15 protein-coding genes are annotated in these 18,309 nt (G+C 39.9%); 14 read left to right on the forward strand and 1 reads right to left on the reverse strand.

Going from position 1 to position 18,309, the window contains the following annotated elements:
• The first annotated feature begins 1 nt into the window (after position 1).
• Genes clpX through yihA form a run of 3 tightly spaced genes read left to right on the forward strand, consistent with a single transcriptional unit; the run spans position 2 to position 4,282 of the window.
• On the forward strand, positions 2-1,294 hold the full coding sequence (gene clpX, locus GT641_RS09605) for an ATP-dependent Clp protease ATP-binding subunit ClpX (RefSeq protein WP_008400600.1): 1,293 nt from the start codon (positions 2-4) through the stop codon (positions 1,292-1,294).
• A gap of 55 nt (positions 1,295-1,349) precedes the next feature.
• Entirely contained in the window at positions 1,350-3,680 is a 2,331-nt protein-coding gene (gene lon / locus GT641_RS09610) for an endopeptidase La (protein ID WP_161117402.1), read from the forward strand.
• Positions 3,677-4,282: a ribosome biogenesis GTP-binding protein YihA/YsxC gene (gene yihA, locus GT641_RS09615; protein ID WP_008400603.1), complete on the forward strand. Its 606-nt coding sequence runs from the start codon at positions 3,677-3,679 to the stop codon at positions 4,280-4,282. Before lon ends, yihA begins: the two co-directional genes overlap by 4 nt.
• A gap of 58 nt (positions 4,283-4,340) precedes the next feature.
• Here yihA and GT641_RS09620 read toward each other — a convergent pair whose 3' ends face one another.
• Positions 4,341-4,889 carry a DUF4364 family protein gene (locus tag GT641_RS09620; RefSeq protein WP_044944871.1) on the reverse strand — a complete coding sequence of 183 codons (549 nt, stop codon included), beginning with the start codon at positions 4,887-4,889 and terminating at the stop codon, positions 4,341-4,343.
• Between the two features lie 329 nt (positions 4,890-5,218).
• Between GT641_RS09620 and rho the strand changes: the two genes are divergently transcribed.
• The 11 genes from rho (at position 5,219) to GT641_RS09675 (ending at position 18,146) form a co-directional block, all read left to right on the forward strand.
• Complete coding sequence (gene rho, locus GT641_RS09625) at positions 5,219-7,135, forward strand: transcription termination factor Rho (protein ID WP_119963020.1); 1,917 nt, start codon at positions 5,219-5,221, stop codon at positions 7,133-7,135.
• A 118-nt stretch (positions 7,136-7,253) separates the two neighbouring features.
• Positions 7,254-7,463: a 50S ribosomal protein L31 gene (rpmE, locus tag GT641_RS09630; RefSeq protein WP_008400609.1), complete on the forward strand. Its 210-nt coding sequence runs from the start codon at positions 7,254-7,256 to the stop codon at positions 7,461-7,463.
• An 82-nt stretch (positions 7,464-7,545) separates the two neighbouring features.
• On the forward strand, positions 7,546-8,550 hold the full coding sequence (locus GT641_RS09635; RefSeq protein WP_192919831.1) for a DUF1385 domain-containing protein: 1,005 nt from the start codon (positions 7,546-7,548) through the stop codon (positions 8,548-8,550).
• Between the two features lie 9 nt (positions 8,551-8,559).
• Positions 8,560-9,438, forward strand: coding sequence for a peptide chain release factor N(5)-glutamine methyltransferase (prmC, locus tag GT641_RS09640; RefSeq protein WP_161117403.1), 879 nt, complete (start codon positions 8,560-8,562; stop codon positions 9,436-9,438).
• A 68-nt stretch (positions 9,439-9,506) separates the two neighbouring features.
• Positions 9,507-10,583 carry a peptide chain release factor 1 gene (gene prfA, locus GT641_RS09645; RefSeq protein WP_008400612.1) on the forward strand — a complete coding sequence of 359 codons (1,077 nt, stop codon included), beginning with the start codon at positions 9,507-9,509 and terminating at the stop codon, positions 10,581-10,583.
• A 202-nt stretch (positions 10,584-10,785) separates the two neighbouring features.
• Positions 10,786-12,162: a Mur ligase family protein gene (locus GT641_RS09650; RefSeq protein WP_161117404.1), complete on the forward strand. Its 1,377-nt coding sequence runs from the start codon at positions 10,786-10,788 to the stop codon at positions 12,160-12,162.
• 4 nt (positions 12,163-12,166) lie between these two features.
• Positions 12,167-12,889, forward strand: a complete 723-nt coding sequence (locus tag GT641_RS09655; RefSeq protein ID WP_008400614.1) for a hypothetical protein — start codon at positions 12,167-12,169, stop codon at positions 12,887-12,889.
• Between the two features lie 31 nt (positions 12,890-12,920).
• A complete protein-coding gene (ectB, locus tag GT641_RS09660) occupies positions 12,921-14,168 on the forward strand; it encodes a diaminobutyrate--2-oxoglutarate transaminase (RefSeq protein WP_008400615.1) in 1,248 nt (415 codons plus the stop codon).
• Between the two features lie 293 nt (positions 14,169-14,461).
• The gene (locus GT641_RS09665) at positions 14,462-16,288 is read left to right on the forward strand and encodes a DUF4153 domain-containing protein (RefSeq protein WP_161117405.1); all 1,827 of its coding nucleotides are present in this window, start codon (positions 14,462-14,464) and stop codon (positions 16,286-16,288) included.
• A gap of 144 nt (positions 16,289-16,432) precedes the next feature.
• Positions 16,433-17,104, forward strand: a complete 672-nt coding sequence (locus GT641_RS09670; RefSeq protein ID WP_161117406.1) for a hypothetical protein — start codon at positions 16,433-16,435, stop codon at positions 17,102-17,104.
• A gap of 178 nt (positions 17,105-17,282) precedes the next feature.
• On the forward strand, positions 17,283-18,146 hold the full coding sequence (locus GT641_RS09675; protein ID WP_161117407.1) for a DegV family protein: 864 nt from the start codon (positions 17,283-17,285) through the stop codon (positions 18,144-18,146).
• The last annotated feature ends 163 nt before the right edge of the window (positions 18,147-18,309 follow it).

Raw genomic sequence — 18,309 nt, forward strand, 5'->3', positions numbered from 1 at the left:
AATGGCAAATCGTAGTGAAGATAGAAAACTACTTAGATGTTCCTTCTGTAATAAGACGCAGGATCAGGTCAGAAAACTTATAGCAGGACCAAACGCTTACATTTGCGATGAGTGCGTACAGATATGTGCAGAGATCGTTGACGAAGAGCTGGAAGAAACAGGTGCTGAAGATTCCATTAATTTACTGAAACCAAAGGAGATCCGTGAATTTCTGGATCAGTATGTAATTGGTCAGGAAGAAGCGAAGAAGGTTTTATCCGTTGCAGTATACAATCATTATAAGCGTATCATGGCGGATAAGGACTTTGATGTAGAGCTTCAGAAGAGTAATATTCTTATGGTCGGACCAACCGGTTCCGGTAAGACATATCTGGCACAGACGCTTGCGAAGATTTTGAATGTTCCGTTTGCCATTGCCGATGCAACTGCATTGACAGAGGCCGGATATGTTGGTGAAGATGTAGAAAATATTCTTCTGAAGCTGATCCAGGCGGCCGATTATGATGTAGAACGTGCAGAGCATGGAATTATTTATATTGATGAGATCGATAAGATCACGAAGAAGAGTGAGAATGTATCTATTACCAGAGATGTGTCCGGTGAAGGGGTACAGCAGGCTTTGTTAAAGATCGTGGAGGGTACGGTTGCATCAGTACCACCTCAGGGCGGCAGAAAACATCCACATCAGGAATTTATACAGATTGATACATCGAATATTTTATTTATATGCGGTGGAGCATTTGATGGTCTGGAAAAGATCATTGATAACAGAATCGGTAAGAAAGCTATCGGCTTCAATGCTGAGGTTGTAGATAAGACAGAGCAGGATATCGGAGAACTTTTAAAGCAGGTAACTCCTCAAGACTTTGTAAAATATGGATTGATACCTGAATTTGTCGGACGTCTGCCAATCACGGTTACGCTGGATCTGTTGAATAAGGATGCACTTGTAAGAATCCTGACAGATACAAAGAGTGCGATCTGCAAGCAGTATAAAAAGTTATTTGAATTAGATGGCGTGGAATTGGAATTTGATAAAGATGCGCTCTACGCTATAGCAGAAGAGGCGATGGAGAGAAAGACCGGAGCCAGAGGACTTCGTTCCATCATAGAGAAAGCAACGCTTGATCTTATGTATGAGATTCCGTCGGATGACAAAGTTGCAAAGTGCGTGATCACAAAAGAGGTTATAACGGATGGAGCACAACCAGAAATCACTTATTCTGATAATCCGGCTGAGAAAAAGCAGATAAAGAAGAAGCGTTCAGTAAAAAACAGTGATGAAATAGCTTAAGCAGGGAGCCGGGATGTTATACATCCCGGTTTTTTGATATAAAGGAGATAAAAGTATGGATAATATCGTCTGGAACAGACCGATGATCGTTTTGAACAATATTGTTATTATGCCGGATACTTCCTCACATCTGGATGTGATCAGTAAGGAGTCCTGTGAAGCAGTTGCTAATGCGATGAAGAGTGATTGCAGTATCCTGTTGGTTACAGCGAAGGAAGTGAAGGAGAATGCCAAAGCTCCTGATCTGTATCCGATCGGTGTTACAGCAAAGATCAAGCAATATCTGAAGATGCCGAACAAAACAGTCCGAATTCTTATCGAGGCAGAAAAACGTGCCAGGATCGTATCATTTTACAAGGAAGACGGAGCATATAATGCGGATTTTGAATATATAGATACAGAAGAAACAAACCATCTGGATGCTGCAGAGGAAGAAACATTGAGCCGTATGCTCACGGATAAGCTCAGACAGGCATTTGCAAATGGCATGGGAACAAATAAGCTGTTATATAAAAGACTGCTTACGATCGATGATCTTGCAAAATTTGCCGATGGAGTGACAGAATTCATTCCTGCGCCATATACGAAGAAGCAGGAGATACTGGAAACCCTCGATGTAAAAGAACGTGTAATGAAGATTCTTCAGACGATGGATGAGGAGATGGAGATCTTAGCTATCCGCCAGGAGATTCAGGAGAAATTACAGGATTGTGTAAATAAGCACCAGAGAGAATATGTTCTCAGGGAACAGATGAAGGTTATAAAGAAAGAGCTTGGTGAGGATGATAATACAGAAAAAGCGGCAGATGAATACATGGAGCGTTTGCAGGAACTGACGGCTCCGGATGAGGTCAAAGAGAAGCTTACGAAAGAGATATCCAGACTTCGTGCATTACCACCGATGGCTGCGGAATCAGGCATTCTTATAAATTATATCGAGACTTTGCTCGACTATCCATGGGGTAAATCCTCAAAGGAGAACAATAATCTCGAAGAGGCAATTAAGATTCTGGAACGGGATCATTATGGATTGGAAGAAGTCAAGGAACGGATCATAGATTATCTGGCGGTTCATATTTTAAATGAAAAAGGGAATATGCCGATTCTGTGTCTGGTTGGACCACCGGGAACCGGTAAGACTTCGATCGCAAGATCGATTGCTACCGCGACAGGAAAAGAATATATACGTATGTCACTTGGCGGCGTTCGGGATGAAGCAGAGATCCGTGGGCACAGAAGAACTTATATCGGTGCTATGCCGGGCAGGATCGCACAGTCTATCGCAAAAACAAAGACAGAGAATCCTTTGGTATTGCTTGATGAGGTAGATAAGGTAAGCAGCGACTACAAGGGAGATGTATCATCTGCCCTGTTAGAAGTTCTGGACAGTGAACAGAATAATAAATTTTACGATCATTATTTTGAAGTACCGATCGATCTGAGCAAGGTATTATTTATCGCAACAGCAAATGATGCATCCCTGATCCCCGGACCGTTAGCCGATCGTATGGAGATGATCGAGATTAGCGGATACACGGAAAATGAGAAGTTCAACATTGCGAAGCTGTATTTGGTCAATAAGGCGATCGAGAGAAACGGACTGACCAAGAAGCAGTTCAAGATCAATGGATCAGCGATCAAATACATCATCCGTCATTACACCAGAGAAGCAGGTGTGCGTGATCTGGAGCGGAATATCGACAAGATATGCAGAAAAGCCTGCAGAATGATCCTTACAGAACAGGTGGAGACTGTAAAGGTAACAAAGGACATGATACCGCAGCTTCTCGGAACCGAGAAGTATATGGATGACAGCTACGATTTGACCAATAAGGTAGGCTCTGTGCGAGGTCTTGCATGGACAGCTGTAGGTGGTGTAACACTTAATATAGAAGTGAATATTATGCCCGGAAATGGCAGTATACAACTTACCGGTAAATTAGGTGATGTTATGAAAGAGTCGGCTGTTACAGGTTTATCGTATATCCGTACGATGAAGGAATCAGAGACACTTGGTGAAGATTATTTTGAAAAGCATGATATTCACATTCATATTCCGGAAGGAGCAGTTCCAAAGGATGGCCCTTCGGCGGGAATCACGATGGCAACCGCCATTTATTCTGCGATATTTAATAAGCCGGTAAGGGGAGATCTTGCGATGACAGGAGAGATCACCCTGAGAGGAAGCGTACTTCCGATCGGTGGTTTAAAAGAAAAGCTTTTGGCAGCAAAAACGATCGGTATTAAGAAGGTGTTGATCCCTGAGATGAACCGCAGAGATCTTAACGATATCAGTACAGAGATCACAGACGGACTGGATATTACCTGTGTGAAAACAATGGAACAGGTGCTGAACCTCGCACTTGCAAAAGGAGAAAAGAAATGATAATTAAGAGTGCTGAACTTGAAACAGTATGTGGAATTACAAGTACACTTCCGGAGACAGAGATGCCGGAGATTGCATTTGCCGGTAAGTCCAATGTAGGGAAATCCTCACTGATCAACGGTTTATTAAATCGTAAGTCACTTGCCAGAACATCGTCACAGCCCGGTAAGACACAGACGATCAATTATTATAATATTAATCATGATCTGTATTTTGTCGATCTTCCCGGATATGGCTATGCACAGGTATCCGTAGAGATCCGTGCAAAATGGGGTAAGATGGTAGAACGGTATCTGCATACCTCAAAGCAACTGAGACTGGTTTTTCTGTTGATCGATATTCGACATGAGCCATCGGAAAATGATTGTATCATGTATGACTGGATCGTAAAAAACGGATACGAACCGGTAATTATTGCGACAAAGCTTGATAAGATCAAGAGAAGCCAGATTCAGAAGAATTTAAAGATCATCAGACAGAAGATCCAGCCTGTAGAGGGAACAATTATAATTCCGTTTTCGGCACAGACCAAGCAGGGGAAAGAAGAGATTCTGCAGTTGATCGAAGACCGGATCGCAGAATCAGAACCTGAATTTGAATAATATATGATCAGAGAAATAAAAAATCATTTATATGTATTACAGAAATACATATAAATGATCAGGATTGTTTTTCATCCTTATTATCAGAATACAGCCAGAGAGTATTGATGAGATAGTCATATACTTCGGCACTTTTCGCACGCCAGTTATCGCAGATAGCTATGGCGTGCGTTTTTGTCGGTACGTTGAATTTCAGGTCGACAAGGGTTTCCTTGCGATCTTTTATAATGCATTTAACGGAATATTCGCCATAGTCATTCAGAGAGTAATCTGCATAGATTTCGGATTCGTTTTTCAGATTGATCTTCTGATTATCAAAATAGTCGAGAATGTCCTGCTTGATCGCATACGGGATACGATTTTCGAACATACTTAAGGCTTCTTCCCCTTTATCTGTAATCTTGTAGTGGGAAGATGACCGTATCATGGATACACAGACAAAATCACACTCGATCAGCCCGTTGATAGCTTCCTGAAGTGTGAAGTAGTTCGTATATCCTTTTGTCAGAACAAAATCTGAAATCTGAGAATTAGTCAGAGTGAAATCCACCCGATCCAGCATGTATAATATAATTAATTTGTATAAGACGATAGAATCTGTATTCATATAATATCCTTTGTATATTTTGTAAGAATAAATGTACCACAAGAAAAGCATAAAATCAATGAAGTAATATTTCTATATAAGAATATTCTACAAAAGAAATGTAGTAATATTCCTGTAAAAGAAAAAGATTTACAAAATTGTTTTTTATGCTATACTAAGTCTATCAATTTAAACGATCACATGGCATCCGGATATCGACATGACAGGATGCACAGGTAATCATATATAGTATTTGATATGCCTGTTTCGAAGAGAATTCATTACGATAACAATATTTCCCAAATAATATTTGAATTGAATAGAATGGATAAAATCGGAAGGAGTAGAAGATGGATTTTAAAAATGCATCATTAGATGAATTGAAGCAATTCGTAAAGGAACATAAGATAAAGGGTGTATCAGCACTCCGCAAATCTGCCCTGATCGAATTCCTTGAGAAGAATTATAATGGTGAAACAGATCATACAGCAGAAATAAACGAAGCTAAACCACAAAAAGCCGATGCAGAAAAGAAAAAAAGGCCGGGAAAAACACAGAAAAAAGGGAAAACAGAGCATACGGATAAATCCGCAAGCTCAGACCAAACTGTGCAGGTAAAGAATGCGGAAGCGACAGAACAGCAGGAAAAGTCAGAGGCAGATGTAGTAAAAAAACCAGACAGAAACAAATCTGAGAATAGTCAGAAATCCGGAGAAGCCGGTAGAAGACAGCACAGAAATAATGCCGGACGACAGACCAATCGGAACGGTAAAAGGCAGGAACGTGATCATCGGTCACAGGGAAATAATAACAGAAATAATAATTCGAATCGTGCAAGTAATATATCAAATACGAATAACGCAAGAAAAGACACTGATCAGGAGAACAAGCAGGTTGTAGCTGAACAGACAAAGCAGGAAGTTAATACGGAAAAGACGGCTGTTGAAAAATCTGTGATGGCAGACAAGAAGACAGCTTATGAAAAAACTGCAATAACGGATAAGAAAGAGACTTATGAAAAGCCGGTTATGGAAGAAAAAAATCCGGGCTTTGATACAGAGGTAAGAACGGAGATAAAATCTGAGAACAGACAGGAGAACTCGCTTTCTCAGCAGGAATCAAACGGACCGGAGCTTGACAGTGGCAAGATGGCACATGGAATTCTGGAGGTAATGCAGGAAGGCTATGGTTTTATAAGAAGTGCAAATTATCTGCCGGGAGATCAGGATATCTATGTGTCACCGGCGCAGATCCGTAGATTTGGACTTAAGACCGGAGATATCATAACCGGAAATATCCGTGTAAAGACGCAGGGGGAGAAGTTTGGTGCATTATTATATGTGGCTTCTGTAAATGGAGAAAGCCCTGCAAGTATAGCAGGAAGAAAAGCATTTGAAGATCTGACACCAATCTTTCCAAATGAACGCATCAATATGGATGGAGAAGACAGTCCGATTCCGATCCGTATGATCGATCTGTTATCACCGATCGGTAAAGGACAGCGTGGAATGATCGTTTCCCCACCAAAGACAGGTAAGACGACATTAATCAAACAGATTGCAAAATGCATCAGTACCAGATATAGTGAGATCCATCTGCTTGTACTTCTGATCGATGAAAGACCGGAGGAAGTAACGGATATCAGGGAATCCATAGAGGGACCAAATGTAGAAGTTATTTATTCGACATTTGATGAGCTGCCGGAGCATCATAAGCGTGTATCGGAAATGGTGATCGAACGTGCAAAACGACTGGTAGAGCAGAAGAAAGATGTCGTGATCTTATTAGACAGTATTACAAGACTTGCAAGAGCGTACAACCTTACAGTTCCACCAAGTGGAAGAACCTTATCCGGTGGTCTTGATCCTGCGGCGTTACATATGCCGAAGAAATTCTTTGGTGCTGCCCGTAATATGCGTGAGGGTGGAAGTCTTACGATCCTTGCGACAGCGCTGGTTGAGACAGGAAGTAAGATGGATGATGTCGTATTCGAGGAATTCAAAGGAACCGGTAATATGGAACTGGTGCTTGACCGGAAGCTCGCAGAAAAGAGAATCTTCCCTGCAATCGACATTGCAAAATCCAGTACCAGACGGGATGATCTGTTATTATCACCGGAAGAACAGGAAGTTGTATATGCACTTCATAAGATCTTATCCGGTAATAAGGCAGAGGATATGCTGGAGGATGTACTGAAATTATTCGTCCGAACCAAGAATAATAAAGAGTTTATCTATTATGTTAAAAAATCATTGTTAAGAAAATAAAAAAACACTTGCATTTCTATGTCGGTTTGTGTTAGAATACAAAAGCTGTGTTTTATGAAGAAGTGAGGCTGATGGCCTATTCTCATATATCAATAATATAATAAAGAGGTGAGATTAAATGAGAGAAGGAATACATCCAAATTATTATCAGGCAAAGGTTGTATGTAACTGCGGAAACGAATTTGTTACAGGTTCTACAAAAGAAGAAATTCATGTAGAAATTTGCTCAAAGTGTCATTCATTCTATACAGGCCAGCAGAAGGCAGCTAAGGCTCGTGGTAGAATTGATATGTTCAACCGTAAGTACGGTGTTTCACAGTCAAACTAATAAAAAGGATGATAGGTTGAGGTTAAAGCTTTTAATCTCAGCCTATTTTTGTTTTAGGAAACAATTTAACGAGGTATAGAATTTGAAAAGAGCCAGAATAGGTGGTCAGGCGGTGATCGAAGGCGTAATGATGAAATACGAGGATCAGTACGCAGTAGCAGTCAGAAAGCCGGATCAGGAAATTGAAGTTAAAGTTGAAAGCTATACACCGATAGGTGAAAAATATAAAATCCTGAAATTGCCGATCCTTCGTGGAGTGGTTAATTTCTTTGAGTCGCTGGTAATTGGAGTTAAAACGCTGACATATTCAGCCGATTTTTATGAAGAGGAAGAACTGGCTGGAAAGAGTGAAAATAAAGATGATTCCAGGTTGTCAGATACAGAAAGTAATAATGGAAGCGGTTCAGGTGAGAACAGCAGTAAAAACAATAAAAAAGAAAGCAGTACAGGAGATGATCTGATGATGATCGGAACCGTTATTGTATCACTTGCCATTGCGATCGCATTATTCATGCTGCTTCCGGCATTTATTGCAGGACTGCTTGAGCATGTGACAAAAAGCAATGCATTGATAGCGGTAGCGGAAGGTGTGCTTCGCCTGGTGATCTTTCTTGCATATGTAGTATTAATATCATTGATGAAGGATATCAAACGTGTATTTATGTATCACGGTGCAGAGCATAAGACGATCAACTGTTTTGAAGCAGGCGATCCGCTGACTCCGGAAAATGTAAAGAAACATTCCAGATACCATAAACGCTGTGGAACCAGTTTTTTGGTAGTCGTTATGATCATAAGCATTATTGTATTTATGTTTATAAATGTGAAGTCTATGTGGCTGCGATTGCTGTCGCGTGTACTTCTGGTTCCGCTTATTGCGGGAATCTCGTATGAATTTATCATGTTTGCAGGCAGAAGTGACTCAAAGCTTGCGAATATATTAAGTGTACCCGGTATGTGGGTACAGCGTCTCACGACGAAGGAACCGGATCTTGAGATGTGTGAGGTGGCAATTCGTTCGGTAGAAGCGGTGATCGACTGGCGTGCTTATCAGGACGCTATGAAGCGTGGAGAGATCGAAGATTAAGAAGTTGAAATGATGCCAGTGAATGTAAAAGGGAATAGACGTATGACTCAGTATCAGCTTGTAACAGCAGGAAAAGAAAAACTGAACGAACATAATGTGCCGGATGCAGATATCGATGCAGAGTTATTATGGCTCTTTGTATCAAAGCAGGATAAGATGGCATATATTATGAACCGGCAGGAAGATGTTACCGAAACGATCCGTTCTTCCTATGAAGCGTTGATCGATAAAAGGTCAAAACGTATTCCGTTACAATATATAACAGGCATACAGTGCTTTATGGGGTATGATTTTGAGACTGCACCGGATGTACTGATTCCAAGATTTGACACAGAAGTTCTGGTGGAACAGGCAAACCGCTTGATTCAGGACATACATTCTGATAAGATGTCTGTGCTGGATATGTGCTGTGGTTCCGGGTGCATCGGATTGTCGGTAGCACTTATGAATCAGGATATTCATATAGATCTGTGTGATATCTCAGATTCCGCGATCGCACTTACGACAAAAAATGCGAAACGATTAGAAGTATCTGATTATACTGTTATAAAATCAGATTTATTTGATAAGATAGATAAAAGATATGATATGATCCTGTCCAACCCACCATATATAGAGAGCAAAGTGATTGACGGATTGATGCCGGAGGTTCGGGATTATGAGCCGAGGCTGGCATTGGACGGCGATGCGGACGGATTGAAGTTTTACAGAGCAATTATAGAGAATGCGGAGAGTTATTTAAATGAAAAAGGATATATTTTATTTGAAATTGGTAATCATCAGGCACATGATGTGCAGCAGCTCCTTGTAGATAAGCATTTTGAAGATGTACGCGTAGTGAAAGACCTCGCAGGAAATGACAGAGTTGTAATTGGAAGAAAAGCTTAGAAACAAGGTTGAACAGCAGAAAAGACATATCGGCAAAGAACGCCCCTATGTGTTACAGGAGGATTATTATGTTTGATAAATTAGAAGATTTGGTAGACAGACTTGATACATTAAATAACCAGTTGACGGATCCGGACATCGTATCTGATCAGAACAAGTTCCGTAAATTAATGAAGGAGCAGAGCGAACTGACTCCTATCGTCGAGAAATATAAAGAATATAAGGATGCAAAGCAGACGATCGAAGACAGTCTGCTTATGCTTGAAGAAGAAAATGATGAAGAGCTTCGTGAAATGGCGAAGGAAGAATTAAATGAAGCAAAGGCAACAGTAGAAAAGACGGAAAATGAATTAAAGATTCTGCTTCTTCCAAAAGATCCGAACGATTCCAAGAATGTTATCGTCGAGATCCGTGCAGGTGCAGGCGGAGATGAAGCCGCATTATTTGCATATGAGATCTACAGAATGTATCAGAAATACGTTGATCAGTTCAAATGGAAAGTAGAACTGATGAGTGTAAATGAGAATGGAATCGGTGGTTTCAAGGAAGCGGTATTCATGATCACAGGTGATGGTGCATATTCCAAGATGAAATATGAGAGTGGAGTTCACCGTGTACAGAGAATCCCGAAGACAGAGTCTGGCGGAAGAATCCATACCTCAACTGTAACAGTTGCAGTTATGCCAGAAGCAGAGGAAGTTGATGTAGAGATCAATGAAAATGATATCCGTATCGATGTTATGCGAGCATCCGGTAACGGTGGTCAGTGTGTCAATACAACAGATTCAGCCGTTCGTCTGACACATATACCAACCGGTATCGTAATTTACAGCCAGACCGAGAAGTCCCAGCTTCAGAATAAGGCAAAGGCATTTGCGCTGCTCCGTTCCAAACTGTATGATATGGAGCTTCAGAAGCAGCATGATGCAGAAGCTGCAGACCGTAAGAGCCAGATCGGAACCGGAGATCGTTCAGAGAAGATTCGTACTTATAACTTCCCGGAAGGCCGTGTAACCGATCACAGAATCAAACTCACCTTGTATAAGCTGGAACAGATCTTAAACGGTGATCTGAATGAGATTATCGACAGTCTGATCGCAGCAGACCAGGCAGCCAAGCTTTCTCAGGTAAATGAGGAAGAATAAAAGAAACCCTCGATATTGAAAAAAACAAGTTGGCATCTGCCTGATCCGGCAGATGCCATTTTTAAGTAAAAGAGGGTGTTGGCGAAATAAACCGAATAAATAGTTCAAATTGATTGACATATTTTTGAATAAGTGGTTATATTATATGTGGCTTAAATGGACATACTAATGATAATTTACAGATACGAAACGAGGTAGCTAGATGTATAAAAAGAATGTAAGGTTCTTCTTTGCTTTGTTCATGAGTAAGCTGGCAAGAACCATGCAGAGAATGTTGAAGATGAACGCAAGTTATTTTCCGGGAAAGCTGGCGATCAAGCTTTGTCCTGATTTCCTTGGAAGAATAGAAAAGCCGGAGACGATCATCAGTGTTACAGGTACAAATGGTAAGACTACAGTATGTAATATGATCATTGATGCACTGGAAAAAAATGGTTACGATGTCTTAAGTAATCGTGCCGGATCAAATATTAATGCCGGAGTTGCAAGTGCCCTGATCGCTGAAAGCAAGCTTTCAGGAAAAACAAAGAAAAAGATTGCAGTATTTGAAATCGATGAGAGAAGCTCAAAACTGATATATCCATATATAAAGCCGACATTTGCAGTATGTACGAATCTGTTCCGTGATTCCATTCACAGAAATGCTAATCCGGAATTTATATTCAATATTATAAACAGCAGTCTGCCGGAAGAATCTCATTTGATATTAAATGCAGATGATCTGATCAGTTGTAACCTTGGAGAGAAAAATAAAAAAACATATTTTTCAATCAACAGACTGCCTTCGGACAGGGAAGAGAGCATTAATCTGATCAATGATATGAGAATCTGTCCAAAATGTCATCACAAATTGAAATATAACTACGTCAGATATCATCACATCGGAAATGCAAAGTGTGAATTTTGTGGCTATGCATCACCGGTTGGAGATTATAAGGCAGAGCTTGATTTTGATAAAAATGTTATGGCTGTTGCACATGGAGATAATACAGAAAATTACCATATGGTAAGCAACAGCATCTTTAATCTGTATAACCAGTTAACAGCGATTACGACACTTCGGGAAGCCGGACTTACAGAAGAACAGGTTCAGAAATCATTTGACAATCTGAATATTGTAGAGTCTCGTTACTCAAAGGAATCTGTAAAGGGCATTAATGTAATTACCCATATGGCGAAAGGTCAGAATCCGATCGCATGCTCCTGTGTATTTGAGTATGTAGCAAAGGAACCGGGTAAGAAAGAGATCATCTTGTTATTGGATGATATCTTTGACAGACGGGGTTCATCCGAAAACATGACATGGATTTTTGACTGCGATTTTGAATTCTTAAATCAGCCGAATATTACAAATATTGTTATTGCGGGTGTCCGTACAACAGATTATAAACTTCGTCTGATGATGGCAGGTGTGCCTGAAGAGAAGTTAAAAGAGACTTCTGATGAAGAAGGTGCTTATAAACTTCTGGAATTAAATGATACAGACAGTATCTATATACTTCATGAGTTATATGCAGCAGATACGGCTATGAAACTCAGAGACAGTGTTAAGCAGTATATAAACGAAAAGGAGGCATAGAAAAATGGGAACAGGTATTAAGATCGAAGTTCTTTATGGTGAATTTGCCAATCTTTTTGGAGAGCTGCAGAATGTTAATTATCTGAAATCATGCATTCCTGATGCAGAGGTGATCTACACTGGACTGCATGACAAACCGGCGTTTGCGGATGGCGGAGCGGATTTTGTATATATGGGTTCCATGACAGAGAACCAGCAGGAGCTGGCGATAGAAGCATTAATGCCGTATAAGGAAGAGCTTGCAGCACAGATTGATGCAGGAACAGTATTTTTATTCACGGGTAATGCCATGGAAATCATGGAAATGTACATTGAGAATGAAGATGGAAGTAAGATAACCGGACTGGGCTTCTTTGATACTTATGCGAAGAGAGATATGATGCATCGTTATAATTCATTGATCCTCGGGAAATATGAAGATATCAAACTGGTAGGATTTAAAGCACAGTTCAGTCATTCCTATGGAGATAATTCAAACAGTTATTTTTATGATGTGATCCGTGGTGATGGACTTCATCCGGGTGTACAGACAGAAGGATTAAAGAGAAACAATTTCTTCGGTACTTATACGGTAGGACCGTTTCTTGTATTAAATCCGTTATTTGTTAAATATCTGATGACACTTCTTGGAATCAAGGAACCAAAGCTTGCATATGAAGAAGTCATTATGAAGGCGTACAGACAGAGGCTTTCAGAATTTGAAGATGAAAAGTTGAGATACGAATAAGAGTCTTAACAGCTAAGGAGGCACAAAGACAATGAATGGTAAAGAGGTATTTGAAACATACGAATCAGAGGTAAGATCATATTGCAGAAGTTTTCCTGCAATCTTTACAAAAGCAAAGGGATCGATCATTACCAGTACGGATGGTACAGATTATATTGATTTCTTTTGTGGAGCGGGAGCGGTAAATTATGGTCATAACAATGATTTTATTAAAGGAAAGCTGATCGATTATCTTGCAAATGATGGCATTATCCATTCTCTTGATATGATGACAGAGCCAAAGGAAGAATTTATCCGTTATTTTGAGGAAGAAGTTCTTCAGAAGCGAGGCTTGAATTATAAGATCATGTTCCCCGGCCCGACAGGAACAAATGCAGTTGAAGCAGCATTAAAACTTGCAAGAAAAGTTAAAAAGACAAATCAGATCTGGGCACTTATGGGTTGCTTCCATGGAATGACACTCGGAGCTCTGGCTCTTACCAGTGATTCCGGAAGCAGAAAAGGAGGCGGTGTATGTTTAAACGATGTTACACATATTCCTGCACCATATATGTTTCCTGAATTTGATACGATCAAATATATGGAGACGTTACTGACAGATGACCATTCAGGCGTTGAGAAGCCGGCGGCTTTATTTATTGAGACCGTTCAGGCAGAGGGCGGTGTTCAGGTATTCTCGGTTGAATACTTAAAGGCTGTCAGAGAATTATGTGATAAATATGGTATCCTTCTGATCGTTGACGATATTCAGGTTGGCTGTGCAAGAACCGGCACTTTCTTCTCATTTGAACGTGCAGGAATCGTACCGGATATGGTCGTAATGTCCAAATCAATCGGTGGATATGGTATGCCATTTGCGCTTACAATGTTCAAACCGGAACTGGATATATGGGCACCGGGCGAGCATAATGGAACCTTCCGTGGAAATCAGCTCTCTATGGTTGCTGCCAGATACGGTCTTCAGTATATGCTTGAAAATAATGTAGAAGCAGAAGTAAAACGTAAAGAGGAAATTGTCAGAACATACTTTAATGATAATTTGCAGGGGGATGCGGTTCAGATTCGCGGAATCGGTCTTATCTGGGGTATTCAGGTTGCTGATGGAAAGACGGCACTTGCGATCGCTAACAGATGCTTTGAGAAGGGACTTATCATTGAACGCGCAGGTCGCGATAATGATGTAGTGAAATTAATGCCTGCACTTACGATTCCAGATGATCAGTTGGTAAAGGGTCTGGATATTCTTGTATCAAGTGTAAAGGAAATCTGCAATTTGTAAAAGTATAGATAACAGATGTGAGTTATGCTCATAATATTATAATATACCCCCGGGTGATGATACGTTCAAAATTTATGCTTCATTACTCGGGGATATTTTATTATTTCGATTAATGATCTGTATCTTTTTATTGTTTGGTATGTACACAGATCTCAGACAGTAGGATTGGCGAAGAGAGTTGGTTATTAAAAAGAGAATCGGTTGTTAAGAAATATTTACTTGACAAAAAACAGGTAACATGAAACTATGGATGTAGGTTTTTTGTTACAGGATGGAATGGGAGGTAACTTAATATGGATATAAATAGAACACCACCGAATTATGACGGACAGCCAAATTATAATAACGTGCCACCAAACTTCGGAGGACAACAGAATTATAATAACGTGCCGCCAAACTTCGGTGAACAACAGAATTATAATAACGTGCCGCCAAACTTTGGAGGACAGCAGAATTTTAACACACCGCCAAATTTTGGATGGCAGTCAAATTACGATTATAAGCCGAGAAGATCAAGACCGGGGGTATCGCCCGAACGGTTTGAGATTTTTGGCGGTTTTGCGTTTGGTTATGCCATGATCTACAGTGTGCTGATGTATCGAAATTATGCAAGTATCTGTGCTGTATTCATGGCGGTTATGACCGTTTTGTTTATGAGCTTCAGTATCATGCGCCATGAGAAGAATCTGCCGGTAAATGACGGAGAATCGTTATCTTTTGGGAAACTTTTGGGAAAGCAGACGAAGCTGATTCCGCATTATGCAGGTATCCTTTTGCTTGGGGTATCAGTTTGCAGGACCGATGATTCATTTTTGATAGTTTTGGATCATCTTTGCATTTTATTCCTTGTGTGTGCAGGGCTTCTCCGGTATTTTGATGATCTTAAAAACATGGGATTTGTCGAATATGGGCTTACGGTTATCGAGAAGATGGCGGAGCCGTTTACCTGTTTTGACCGTTTTTTCTCAGACTACAGACAATATAACAGAGAACATGAAAATGCAAGAAAACGTGCGAAATTTGTCTATATTCTGATCGGTGTTGTCGTTGCGATTCCGTTGTTGTTCGTAATGATCAGCCTGCTTTCCAGTGCAGATCAGATCTTTGGAGATGCAGTTGAAACATTACTTGGAAATATTTTCCTGTCATGGGATGCAATCTGGTTTCTTGTATTTGCATTTGCGGCGTTATTATTTACATATGGTATCATTGTGTCAGCACCGTTTGGAAGCAGACATCACAGACAGACAAAAGAAGGAACACATGAACCTATCATTGCGATCACGGCAATGGGGCTTCTTACCCTGGTATATCTGTTATTCTCAGTGATCCAGATCCTATATCTGTTTACAAATAATATGTCACTGCCGGATGATATGACTTATGCGGAATATGCCAGACAGGGATTCTTCCAGCTTATGTTCGTATCGGTGCTGAATGTGATACTGGTATTGATCTGTCATGCAATTTTCAGTAAAAGTACGGTGCTTAATATCGTACTGACTATTATGTCGGCTTGTACCTACGTGATGATCGCATCTTCGGCACTTCGTATGACAATGTATATCAAAGCATATGATCTTACTTATATGAGGATTCTGGTATTTGCAGCACTGGCTGTTCTTGCTGTGGTGCTTGCAGGCGTGATCGTCAGAATCTATGCTGACCGTTTTCCACTGGTGCGTTATTCGATGTTTGTGATCGTTACTGTATATATCATCGTATCATTCCTTCGCCCGGCTTATCTGGTTGCCAGATATAATCTGGAAAATCAGGATCCAAAGGAAGTGGATTTCCGATATGTGACATCACTCGGTGCAGACGGAGCGGAAGAAGTATATGAGTTCATCGTAGATAACTATATGACGGGACAGGATGATGATTACTACGAGTACGATAACTACTACGACTACGATAACTACCAATACGACGATTATTATAACAAATATAATAATTATAAGGATATCAAGGGCTTCTCGTATGACAGAATGGAATGGTATTTTAATGGAATCCGGGATACCTATAAAGAAAAAGGTGCGATCCGTGGATTTAATTTCTCAAGGAACAAGGCAGAGAAGTATGCAAAACGTTTCTTTAAATGGTATGGAGAAGATGAATAGGGTACATTAATTTAGGATTAAAATGCGTTGATCCTATTGCAAAAAAATGGAAAATAGTATAAGATAAAACTAAATTTGGGGCATACAGACGAGAGGTCAGAATGCCGCCGGATAAAAGATGATTTTATGGAGGTAGTAGAAAAAATGAAAAAAGCAACAAAAAGATTATTAGCTGCATTTTTAGCTCTTGCAATGGTATTCACATTATTAGCAGTACCTGCAACAAGCATGAAGGATGTAAGTGCCGCAACCAGTAAGACTGTGTATATTAACCCGTATAGTGACAGAGTTGTTTCCTATAAGCCGGATCGTGTAACTCAGGTAGCTGGTGTTATCAGTATTATGGGATGTACAAAGGCATCTCAGATCAAAAAGTTAAAATGTTCAAACAAAGATATGAAGGTATCGGCAAAAGACGGATATATTCGTGTAGACTATGGAAAGAAGGCAGGTAAGGCAACTATTACATGTACAGTAAAGGGTGTTAAGCTGAAAACTACATTTACTGTAAAGAAATATACCAATCCTGTAAGTTCAATCAAGATTGGAAGCAAGAAATATACTTCGAAATTTGCGAAAAATGATTATATCTACATTTCAAAAAAAGTATCAAAGAAGGCACTGAACATAAAGGCTAAAAAGGGTTGGACGATTAAATCAGTAAGTGTATATAATGGTAAGAGTAAACATTACGATGTAAATAAATCCAGTTTTTCCAAGAAAATCACATTGAACAAGAAATATGCAGATGTGTTCGTTACTATGTATCAGAAGAGTACAGGACTTACAGAGTCTTTAATGGTAACATACAGATAATTAAAATATAGAATTAATGAAAAGGTGTTGATATATATATCAGAAGAGATTATATGTCAGCACCTTTTTGTTGTGCCTGTTTATAAGGTGTGGTATACTTTACATAGCGATTTGGTAAAATATATCATGTGGTTTTAAAAACCATATTTGCCATAAAAAGGTAATGGAGGATGTTAAAATGAATGATTATGTTATATTGACAGATTCATCCTGTGATCTGCCGGATGATATCGTGAAGAAATATCAACTGGAGATCTTACAGCTTGATTTTATTGTTGAGGGGGAGGGAAGCTTTCATAATGATCAGGCAGATATTGGGAAAGTATATAGCAAATTAAGGAATGGGGCAAATATCAAGACTTCTGCAGCGAATATCTCGCAGGCATCGGAGACGATAGAAGCTTTATTTAATCAGAAGAAAGATATCTTATATCTGGGCTTTTCATCCGGACTTAGTTCTACTTATCAGACCGTGTATATGGCCGGTCAGGAATTAATGGAGGAGTATCCGGAACGAAAGATGATCAGTGTTGATACCCTTGCGGCATCTATGGGACAGGGACTTTTGGTATACAAAGCATGTCAGGCAAAAGATGCAGGAAAAAGTCTGGAGGAGAATGCACAGTATATAGAAGATATCAAGTTAAAGCTATGCCATTGGTTTACAGTAGACGATCTTTTCTTTTTAAAAAGAGGAGGCCGTATATCAGGTGTGACAGCAACGGTTGGAACGATGCTGTCGATCAAGCCGATCCTGCATGTGGACGACGAGGGACATCTGATCAATGTAAGTAAGGTCAGAGGACGGAAATCAGCAATCACAGAACTTGTAAATCGGATGGAGAAGCTGGCGGTACATCCGGAAGACCAGGATATTTTTATCAGTCATGGTGATTGTATAGAAGATGCAGAGAAACTTGCTTCTATTATTAAAGAGAGATTCGGCAATGACAGGATCACGATATCCTATGTCGGTCCGGTGATCGGAGCACATTCGGGTCCGGGAACACTGGCATTGTTCTTCCTTGGAGAACACAGATAAACAGCATCTTACAGAATAAGAATAGCCGGAACAAAGGTTGATAAAAAAATAATTGAGAATCATTCCTAATAACTATTGACATTTATCAAAAAGTGTGTAAAATAGAATTATAGAAATTGATAACGTTTCTCAATAAGAACAAATAATAGAAAAAAGCAAAGGA

The organism is Clostridium sp. BIOML-A1 (assembly GCF_009874105.1).
GTDB lineage: Bacteria > Bacillota > Clostridia > Lachnospirales > Lachnospiraceae > Coprococcus.

Coding starts and splice junctions, on each gene's coding strand:
- rho (WP_119963020.1), top strand. CDS start 5,219: ATGGATTTTAAAAATGCATCATTAGATGAATTGAAGCAATTCGTAAAG.
- yihA (WP_008400603.1), top strand. CDS start 3,677: ATGATAATTAAGAGTGCTGAACTTGAAACAGTATGTGGAATTACAAGT.
- GT641_RS09620 (WP_044944871.1), bottom strand. CDS start 4,889: ATGAATACAGATTCTATCGTCTTATACAAATTAATTATATTATACATG.
- GT641_RS09650 (WP_161117404.1), top strand. CDS start 10,786: ATGTATAAAAAGAATGTAAGGTTCTTCTTTGCTTTGTTCATGAGTAAG.
- prfA (WP_008400612.1), top strand. CDS start 9,507: ATGTTTGATAAATTAGAAGATTTGGTAGACAGACTTGATACATTAAAT.
- lon (WP_161117402.1), top strand. CDS start 1,350: ATGGATAATATCGTCTGGAACAGACCGATGATCGTTTTGAACAATATT.
- GT641_RS09675 (WP_161117407.1), top strand. CDS start 17,283: ATGAATGATTATGTTATATTGACAGATTCATCCTGTGATCTGCCGGAT.
- prmC (WP_161117403.1), top strand. CDS start 8,560: ATGATGCCAGTGAATGTAAAAGGGAATAGACGTATGACTCAGTATCAG.
- GT641_RS09665 (WP_161117405.1), top strand. CDS start 14,462: ATGGATATAAATAGAACACCACCGAATTATGACGGACAGCCAAATTAT.
- ectB (WP_008400615.1), top strand. CDS start 12,921: ATGAATGGTAAAGAGGTATTTGAAACATACGAATCAGAGGTAAGATCA.
- clpX (WP_008400600.1), top strand. CDS start 2: ATGGCAAATCGTAGTGAAGATAGAAAACTACTTAGATGTTCCTTCTGT.
- rpmE (WP_008400609.1), top strand. CDS start 7,254: ATGAGAGAAGGAATACATCCAAATTATTATCAGGCAAAGGTTGTATGT.
- GT641_RS09670 (WP_161117406.1), top strand. CDS start 16,433: ATGAAAAAAGCAACAAAAAGATTATTAGCTGCATTTTTAGCTCTTGCA.
- GT641_RS09655 (WP_008400614.1), top strand. CDS start 12,167: ATGGGAACAGGTATTAAGATCGAAGTTCTTTATGGTGAATTTGCCAAT.